Origin of the sequence: Halobellus sp., assembly GCF_042218505.1 — an archaeon.
GTDB lineage: Archaea > Halobacteriota > Halobacteria > Halobacteriales > Haloferacaceae > Haloquadratum.
In genome coordinates this window covers 64226-72371 of the sequence record NZ_JBDGQZ010000002.1, presented here as the reverse complement: position 1 = coordinate 72371, position 8146 = coordinate 64226, and the positions used below count along the sequence as shown (strand labels likewise).

General features: G+C 64.9%; 7 protein-coding genes. 3 read left to right on the top strand and 4 right to left on the bottom strand.

The window, feature by feature from the left end; translation table 11 throughout:
• Positions 1-162: 162 nt before the first annotated feature.
• Both ABEI27_RS00495 and ABEI27_RS00490 read right to left on the bottom strand, forming a co-directional pair.
• Positions 163-978: an NAD(P)/FAD-dependent oxidoreductase gene (locus ABEI27_RS00495; RefSeq protein WP_375797455.1), complete on the bottom strand. Its 816-nt coding sequence runs from the start codon at positions 976-978 to the stop codon at positions 163-165.
• 71 nt (positions 979-1049) lie between these two features.
• Positions 1050-1934 (bottom strand): hypothetical protein, encoded by an 885-nt coding sequence (locus ABEI27_RS00490; RefSeq protein WP_375797454.1) that lies wholly within the window; start codon positions 1932-1934, stop codon positions 1050-1052.
• Positions 1935-2048: 114 nt separating this feature from the next.
• On the opposite strand from ABEI27_RS00490, the gene ABEI27_RS00485 reads away from it, so the two are divergent.
• The 3 genes from ABEI27_RS00485 to ABEI27_RS00475 all read left to right on the top strand — a co-directional run bounded on the left by ABEI27_RS00485 (position 2049) and on the right by ABEI27_RS00475 (position 5686).
• The gene (locus tag ABEI27_RS00485; protein WP_375797453.1) at positions 2049-2582 is read left to right on the top strand and encodes an SRPBCC family protein; all 534 of its coding nucleotides are present in this window, start codon (positions 2049-2051) and stop codon (positions 2580-2582) included.
• A 96-nt stretch (positions 2583-2678) separates the two neighbouring features.
• Positions 2679-4016 carry a Trk system potassium transporter TrkA gene (gene trkA / locus ABEI27_RS00480; RefSeq protein ID WP_375797452.1) on the top strand — a complete coding sequence of 446 codons (1338 nt, stop codon included), beginning with the start codon at positions 2679-2681 and terminating at the stop codon, positions 4014-4016.
• Between the two features lie 68 nt (positions 4017-4084).
• Positions 4085-5686: a TrkH family potassium uptake protein gene (locus tag ABEI27_RS00475; protein WP_375797451.1), complete on the top strand. Its 1602-nt coding sequence runs from the start codon at positions 4085-4087 to the stop codon at positions 5684-5686.
• A 55-nt stretch (positions 5687-5741) separates the two neighbouring features.
• Here the strand turns inward: ABEI27_RS00475 and ABEI27_RS00470 are convergent, their stop codons facing one another.
• Positions 5742-7400 (bottom strand): TrkH family potassium uptake protein, encoded by a 1659-nt coding sequence (locus ABEI27_RS00470; RefSeq protein ID WP_375797450.1) that lies wholly within the window; start codon positions 7398-7400, stop codon positions 5742-5744.
• Complete coding sequence (locus tag ABEI27_RS00465; protein ID WP_375797449.1) at positions 7400-8080, bottom strand: potassium channel family protein; 681 nt, start codon at positions 8078-8080, stop codon at positions 7400-7402. Before ABEI27_RS00465 ends, ABEI27_RS00470 begins: the two co-directional genes overlap by 1 nt.
• Positions 8081-8146 lie beyond the last annotated feature (66 nt).

The window sequence follows — 8146 nt, the reverse complement described above, 5'->3', positions numbered from 1 at the left end:
AACGGTTTGTGGCTGAAAGAAACGAACTTGCTCTGGTGAATGCAGCCTCTGTATCTTGCACGCGGTTTCTACCAAGATTCGGGTAGATCGACTGGCATACTGGAATATCAACCACCTGAACTGAGCAAGTCCTGTTTGGCGTGAGAAATCTTCGATGACACCCTACTCGTCTAATCGGCCGAGGTCGTCCGCAACGAGACTCGGATGCGTCCGTTGCGGCTCGGGATGTGGTCCGTCGAACGCCCGCTGTAACCGCTCTCGCGCCGCCGCACGCCGGCGCCCTCGCTCGTCGGCGTCGATCTCCTCACAGCCGGGGGGGACGTCGCGACCGCGGTCGGTGAAGTAGCCCACTGGTGTCACCCAGTCGTGGTAGTACGGCGTTTCGGAGTCGTGGACGACAGTCAGACCGACCTCCGCGCCGTGACCGGCGGCGACAGCCGCCTGGTGGTACTTCTCGGTGAGTCGACCGGCGGCGTAGAGGCCCTCGACGGCCGTCCGGCCAAGTTCGTCGACGTCGACGAACTGTTTCGACCCTGCATCACGGATTTTGACGTCGAGGCCGTCGAGGTAGGAGACGTCGGACCACGACGCTGCGATGACCGCATCAGCCTCTGTGGTCCACTCATTAGCGTCGGCGTCGTCCGCGGCCGCGACGGTGACCTCGAAGGCGTCGCCGCTTTTTTTCACGTCGGTGACGCGACCGGTCCGTCGTCGGACACCGTTCTCGCCGGCCTGTTCACGCAGGAGGTCGAGAAACCGACGCGAATCGACGCCGCCGGGGAAGCCCGGCATATTTTCGAGGTGCGCGTTGCGCGCGAGGATGCTCTCGGGCGCATCGACGACGAGCGTCTGGAAGCCTGCTCGGGCAGTGTACGTCGCTGCGGTCAGTCCGGCGACCCCGCCGCCGACGATCAAGACATCTGCGTCGTCGCCGTCGGTCGAGGTGTCGGTCCCCGCATCGGTGTCTGTGGCTGACATACGTGCTGAGAGGCCGTCGGGTCGAATGAGTGTCACGGTCGGCAGTGTGCAGACGCGCCGGGAGACCAGCCTTAGAGATCGGTGTAACGATCGGAGAGTCGTCGGTGGTCACAAGCGTCGAGAGAGGCTAGCCCTCCGGGCACGCAGTCCGGGTTGACACGAAGTCGCCAGGTGTTATCACCGAGCGCCGTCGCAGCGGTCAGCTGAAGCGACGTTGCCGGGAGCTGCTGCGCGAGGGCGACTGAAATCGGGAGCGTCGGCAACCGTCCGGTCCGCTCGGCGAGCGCGTGCCCGTCGAGTCTGACTTGCCACCCCGACTCGTCGACTGCGGGTTCGATGGCGTGCGCGTCGAGGAAGCCGACCCGCTCGAGATGCTCCAGCGCCGCCTCGATTCCAGCCGCCGGGCGGTCTTTTGGGTCAGCGTCGGGGCACCGAAGCGCCGAAGCCACGGATGCGATGACGGCAGCCTGGCCACTGCGATTCGTGCGACAGGCCAGTTCGTTCGTCACGCTCCACAGCATCGTGAGACAGAAGTCGTCGGGATCGGTGACGACCTCGGCGAGTGTCAGATACGTCTCCATCGCGGCCGATTCGACCTCGCGGAGGCCGGCCGCCGAGAGGGCCTCGAACGCCGCGCCTGCGACGTCGTGACAGAAAGAGAGGTAGCGCACTCGCTCGTCGGCGAGGTCCTCAACCACGTCTCCGCGCGACGCACTCGCCACGTCGTGGACCAGTGGTTCGTAGAAAGGGACTTGCGGGTCGTACTGCCGGAGCGTCGCGCGGTACTCGGCCGCCGCCTCGGCTGCCTCGGCGGCCGTATCGCGGTCGTCGAACCGGAGTCCCGTGACGGGCGAGGGCTCGGCGCCCGTCCGTCCGCAGACAACGGCGTAGGGGCCACGGGGAGCTGCTAGAGCATCGATGTGACGGCGGATGTCGAGGAGAGTCGACCCGACCATCGCCTTAGAAGTGAATGTTCGATTACAAGTGCGTTCCGATGAGCGACGAGCGATCGGTGTCACAGGAGGTGACCGCCCGCAACGCTTTCGACGCCCCGGCCCCCAGCCTCCGGCGTGGACGAACTCGTCGTCACCACCGTCGTCTATCTCCCTCCGGAGGAGACCTATGACTTTCTCATCGACTTCCCGCGGTACGCGAGGTACTCCGAACACCTCCGGAACGTCACGCGGCGCAGCGGGGACGGCAGCGCGGGGACCCGGTACGCGCTGCGGTTCGCCTGGTGGAAACTCACATACACCGTCGAATCCGAGGTGACAGAGGTCCGCGAACCGGAACGGATCGACTGGCGGATCGTCCGGAACCTCGACGCCAGCGGCCGCTGGGTCATCGAAGAACTCGACGAAGTGCCGGCGGACGCGCCGGAGGAGGTCGACGCCGCCTCCCTTGTCTCGTTCGAGGTCGCCTACGATCCGGGGTCCGCCAACGAGGGAGGACTCGACCTGCCGCGCTTCGTCTCCTTCGGTTGGGTGATCGACCGACTCAAGCCGGCGATCGCGAACGAGGCCGAGCGCATCGTCGAACGCGTCGTCGAGGACCTCGAAGGAAGCCAGCGATCGATCGATCTCACCGTCGAGCGACGATCCTGAATCCGCCGTCGGGTGATCCGTCCGGCCGACTCTATGCCGAAAGATGGATACGGCCAGACGGGGCACGTCTTGACGAATGATCTCGGGTGGTCGTCAGTGCGCGTAGTCATCGTCGGTGCCGGTCAGGTCGGTTCGAGCATCGCTGCCGACCTCGCTGATGTCCACGAGGTAATCGTCGTCGATTGCGACGAGGAACGGACGGAGGACCTGAACTACTCGCTGGACGTTCTGGGTGTAACCGGCGATGGAACCTCCGTCTCCACCCTCGAAGAGGCCGGCGTCGAGGAGGCTGATATGGTGATCGCCTCGACCGACGACGACGAGACGAACATCGTCGTCTGCTCGACGGCGAAGGTCGTCTCCGACGCGTTCACCATCGCCAGAGTCAAAAACACCGAGTACCTGAGGACGTGGGAGCGCTCCGAACGCGCTTTCGGCGTCGACTTTATGGTCTGTACGAACCTACTCGCCGCGGAGTCGATCGTCCGGATGATCGGCCTGCCCGCCGCCCGCGACGTCGATCCCTTCGCCGACGGGAAGGTGCAGATGGCCGAGTTCGAGGTCGACGAGGACAGTCCCGTCGCGGATCAGACGGTGGCGGAAGCCGACCGGTTCGACGCCCTGACGTTCGTCGCTATTCTGCGAAACGGCAGTATCGAGATCGCTCACGGCGAGACGCGGATCGAAGCGGGTGACCGGGTCGTCGTCATCGGCTCGCCGGGGAGCGTCCGGCAGTTCGCCGGATCGGTCGCCCCCCACGAGTCTCAGGGGACTGCCGAGGAAGTCGTCATCGTCGGTGGCTCGGAGATCGGCTACCACACCGCGCGGTTGCTGGAGTCTCGAGGATTCAAACCGCGTCTAGTCGAACGGGACGGCGACCGCGCGAGGGACCTCGCAGAGCGACTCCCACAGACGGTAGTAATGGAGTCCGACGCAACCGACATCGAGTTCCTGGAGCGCGAACATGTCGGCGACGCCGACGTCGTCGTTTCCGCGCTCGACTCCGACGAGAAGAACCTCCTCGTCTCCCTGCTCGGTCGGCGGATGGGCGTCGAGCGGACGATCGCGATAATCGACACCAACGACTACGTCGAACTCTTCGAGACCGTTGGGGTCGATGTCGGAGTGAGTCCACGGAGCGTCGTCGCCGAGGAGATCTCGCGATTCACCCGCGAGGGCGACGCCGAGAACGTCGCGTTGATCGAGTCTGACAAGGCCGAAGTCCTCGAAATCGAGATCGACGTCGAGAGCATTCTGGCCAACCGCCCGATTCACGAGTCGGTCGCCGACCTGCCCGACGGCGTCGTCATCGGTGCGATCACCCGCGACGAGACGTTCATTACGCCCCGCGGCGACACCGTCGTCGAAATCGGCGACCACGTCGTCGTCTTCGCCGACATCGACGTGGGCGACGAGATCGCCACGCGCCTGTAGTCGGACGGACGGTAGTCCGGATCGAAACACCTTCACCCCGTGAGAGTATCCCTCTGTTCGTATCTCTGATGAAAGTTCGCGTCGACGCCCGCGCTAGTCTCAGCCTCGTCGGGTCCGTGCTGAAGTATCTCGCGGTGCCGCTGTGTCTCCCGCTCGTCGTCGCGCTCTACTACGGGGATCCAGTCGCTCCGTTCGTCGCAACAATCGGGCTGACCGTCGCCGCAGGGGTGGGCCTCGAACGGCTCGATCCCGACCCCGATATCGGGGCCCGCGAGGGCTTTCTGATGGTGGCGGCGACGTGGCTCGCAGTCGCGATTGTCGCCGCAGTGCCGTATCTGATCGAGGCACACGGGATCCCGATGGTAATACAGCCCATCAATCCAGAATCGACGCTCGGGAACCCTGCGAACGCCCTCTTCGAGGCGATGAGCGGCTTCACGACGACCGGCGCGACCGTGCTGGGTGAGATCTCGTTCGATGCGCACACGCGGTCGATTATGTTGTGGCGACAGCTCACCCAGTGGCTCGGCGGGATGGGGATCGTGGTGCTGGCGGTCGCGATTCTCCCGGAACTGTCGGTCGGCGGTGCGCAGTTGATAGACGCCGAAGCGCCCGGCCCGGGAATCGAGAAACTCACGCCCCGGATCGCCGAGACCGCACGCGCGCTGTGGGTGGCATATCTCGGGCTCACTGTCCTCGAAATCATACTGCTCTTCGGGCTCTCCGTGACGGGGATCGACGAGACGATGACGCTGTACAACGCCGTCGCTCACGGACTGACGACGATGCCGACCGGCGGGTTCTCGCCGGAGGCGCGGAGTATCGAGGCGTTCAGCGCGACGGCTCAGTGGATCATCATTCCGTTTATGATCGCCGCCGGAACCAACTTCGCGCTGTTCTGGCACGTCCTGACCGGCGACCCGCGTCGGTTGTTCGGCGATTCGGAGTTCAGGTTCTACATCGGAGCGATGGGCACGCTCACCGCGATCATCGCCGGGATCCTCTTCGCCGGGGGACTGGTGAGTGTCGCACCGGCCGGCGAGACGTTCGATGCCGCGTACCTGGAGACGTTCCGGGCGCAGATCGTCGGCCAACTGGAGCCGTCGCTTCGGTACGCCACGTTTCAGGCCGTTTCGATCGTGACCACGACGGGATACGCGAATATGGACTTCAACGCGTGGGGGCAACCCGCACAGTACCTGCTCCTCTTTGCGATGTTCATCGGCGGCTCTGCGGGATCGACCGGTGGCGCGGTGAAGATCGTCCGCTGGTACGTCATCCTCAAATCGATCCGCCGTGAACTGTTCACCACCGCCCACCCCGAGGCGATCCGCCCGGTTCGCCTCGGCGGCCGGACGATCGACGAGAACGCCGTTCGGGGAATCTACGCCTTCACGCTCCTGTATCTCGTGATATTCTTCGTCGGAGCGGGGCTGTTGTTCCTCGATTCGCTCCGGATCGGCCTGGCGCTGTCCGTTCTGGAAGTGCTCTCGGCGACGGCGGCGACACTCGGCAACGTCGGTCCGGGATTCGGCATCGTGGGGCCGATGGGGAGTTACGTCGCGTTCTCAGACGCCTCAAAGTACTTTATGGTGGGCCTGATGTGGATCGGGCGGTTGGAGGTCATCCCGGTGTTGGTGCTCCTGACGCCTGAGTACTGGACGCGGTGATCGATCGGGGGGTCGGGGGCAGTGTCGGGAGATCGTCTGCATCGACACCCGTTCCCTACGGATCCAGCCCGTAGAGCAGCGACCGGGCGAAGACGAGGATCGGGATGATCTCCAACCGACCGACCCACATATTCAGGAGGAACATCGCCTCGGCGATCGGATGCATCGAGGGCCCGGTGATGCCCGCTGAAAGGCCGACGTTCCCCTGCGCGGAAGCCACCTCGAAGAGCACGTCGGCGTAAGTGAATCCCGGGCCGGTGAGATTGGCGAGCACGAGACTGGAAGCGATAAGCACCACGAGCCACAGCAGGGTGACGATGGCCGCCTCCGAGAACTCCCGTTCCATTCCCTCACGATCGAGTCGGCGGCCGTTGAGTCGGGTCCCGACGACCGCACTGGCCGGGAGGAACACGCGACGGAACTGCCACTGGATCCCACGACCGATGACGTAGCCGCGGATGATCTTGATCCCACCCACCGTCGAACCGGCGGCCCCGCCGAGGACCATCGCACTGGAGACCAGGACCTTCGCGCCCGCGGTCCACCGGCCGATGGGGGCGGACTGAAACCCGGTGCAGGTGAGCGCGCTGATCCACTGGAAGGTCGAGTCGCGGACGGCGTCGGCGACGATCGGATCGAGCGCTCCGCCGACGCCGACCGTGCCCGCCGGGACGAACGCGCCCTCGACGCTCGGAATCGAGACGAGGTTCTGGATGGACAACGCCAGCACGCCGAGGCCGAGCAGCAAGAAGAGCCACCGGGTCTGGAGATCCCCGACTAACTGCTCAAGATCCTGTTCTGCCAGGATCGTGTAGTGAACCGGGAACGCAATCGCGCCAAGCGCCATCACCGGGAGGAGCACCGTCTCGATGAGCGGTGAATCGTACGTCGCAATGGAATTGTCTGTCACGGAGAACCCGCCGGTCGACAGGCCGGTCATCGCGTGATTGAGTGCCTGCCACCCGGCCTCCCACAGGGGGAGTTGCGAGCCGAACGGGGAGAGACGGATCGCGGCGAAGAGCAGGACAACCGAGACGGCGGTGTATCCGAGGAAGAGTTTCCAGACGGTCCGGACCGTCGAGACGATGCTCGGGTGGATCTTCTCCTCGCGCGTCTCCGAGCGGTAGAGCGCGTAACTGCCGCTCCCGGGGCGGGCGAGAATCGAGACCGTGAGGACGATCACGCCGACGCCGCCGACCCACTGGATGAGCGACCGCCACCACTGGAGCGTCCGCGGGAGCGACGGTTCGTGGACGGCCATCGTGAGCCCGCTACCCGTCCACCCGCTCATACTCTCGAAGAACGCGTGCAACGGGTTCGCGAAGTACGCGAGACTCGACTGACCGTAGGACGCCCCCGCCGGGACGTACGACGCAGCGAGGTCCGGGGGCACAAGCGTCGCCGCGAGGAAGAACGGGAGCGACCCGAAGGCGGCGGTCATCAGCCAACCGCTCGCAGCGATGATCATCCCGTGTTTCATCCGGGGATCGGGCGAGTCGGCGAACGCGCGGCGTGCACCCAGTCCGATCGCGGCCGTGGTTCCGCCCGCAAGGGCAAACGCGAGCGCGACGTACCACTCGCCGAAGATGGCCGCGACCACAATCGAGCCAGTCATCAGGGTGGACTCCATCGTGAGGAGCGATCCGACGTCGTGAGCGATCGTTGCGAGATCTGTCGGCCACCCGGAGACAGATCGAGGTCGCGGCCGCGACATCAGCGGTCCTCGAAATGGCCGAAGATGTCCGTGACGTCCGGTGTCGCGCCCTCGCCCGAGTAGACGGTCAGGATGTCGCCGTCCTGGATCACTGTCGACCCGCGTGGGGTGATCGGAGAACCGGTTCCGTCACGCTCGACGGCGACGACGAGCATATCGCTCAAGAGGTGCCCAGCGTCGGCGGCCTCCTGGATCGACATCCCGGCGATTGGCGCGTCATCGTCGACACGGATCTCGAAGACTTCCGCGTCGTCGCCGATGCGCATATAATCGACGATGGACGGCCGCTTGACCGCACGGTAGAGATATTCCGCGATCAGCCGCTGTGGGTTCTCCATCGTGTTCACGCCGATCTGGCGGTAGAGACTCATATGCTGCGGGTTGTGGACGACAGAGACGATATTGGGAATTTCGAGTTCTTTCGAGAGCAGACACACCATCACGTTCGTCGCATCCTGATCCGTCGTAGAGATGAGCGCGTCGGCCCGGTCGGCCCCGGCGTCGACGAGCGTCTCCCGCTCTGTCGCGTCGTCGTGCAGGACGAGACAGTCGAACTCGGACGCTGCGGCCTCGGCCTTCGCCTCGTCGTTCTCGATGACGACGACCTCGTTTCCGCCTTCGGCCGCGATCTCGATGAGCGGCGTGCCGATGTTCCCGGCACCGACGACTATGATGTACATTCGGAGTCATCCAGTGTTCCAGCGGGCAGCGTTGAAAACGTACCGCTACGCCGAGGCGAGCGGTAT